The sequence below is a fragment of the Nonomuraea recticatena genome (assembly GCF_039533245.1).
GTDB lineage: Bacteria > Actinomycetota > Actinomycetes > Streptosporangiales > Streptosporangiaceae > Nonomuraea > Nonomuraea roseola.
This window is the reverse complement of sequence record NZ_BAAATE010000149.1, coordinates 1-743: the sequence shown is the minus strand read 5'-3', so window position 1 is coordinate 743 and position 743 is coordinate 1. Positions and strand designations below refer to the sequence as shown.

1 pseudogene is annotated in these 743 nt (G+C 65.4%); it reads left to right on the top strand.

The features are described from left to right. A pseudogene (locus ABFX50_RS50850) lies at window positions 1-743 on the top strand (hypothetical protein); the annotation flags it as partial.

Sequence of the window (743 nt, the reverse complement as noted above, 5' to 3'; positions counted from 1 at the left end):
GAAGGTCGTCGACGGGCTGACAGAGGTCATGCCTGGCCGTCCCACCTACCTGCATCACCGCGACCCCGTCGACAACGTGCGCGAGCCCTATGACCGCACTTCGGCCGCCCCGCTGTCGAAACTGCACGCGCTGACGATCCTGGCCGCGGAGCAGCAGACGATGAACTTCTACATGAACGTCGGCCCCGAGTACATGGAGCCGATCGCCCGCCAGCTCTACCAGGAGATCGGGCTGATCGAGGAGGAGCACGTCACCCACTACGAGTCGCTCGTCGACCCCGGCGAGAGCTGGTGGGAGATGCTGCTCAACCATGAGTACAACGAGTGCTACCTCTACTACTCCTTCATGGAGACGGAGTCGGACCCGAAGGTGAAGGCGATCTGGGAACTGCACCTCAACATGGAGCTGGAGCACCTGCGCCTGGCGGCCGAGCTGTTCAAGAAGCACGACGGGCGCGACCCTGAGGAGGTGGCGGCGCCCGAACTGCCCACGCCGGTGACCTTCGAGCCGAACAAGGCGTACCTGCGCGATCTGATCGCCACGCAGATCGACTACACGACGCTGGGCACCGGCTACGTGCAGGAGGCGCACGAGCGGTTCGAGAAGATGCAGGAAGCTCTGATGGGCGGGGAGAAGGCGCCGTCCGAGCGGGTGATCGAGGAGAACCGCGCCAAGTCAGGCGAGGAGTACCGGCTGGAGACCGAAGGGCCGCACCCCGTGGGCAGCCTGCGCCTGGACCGCT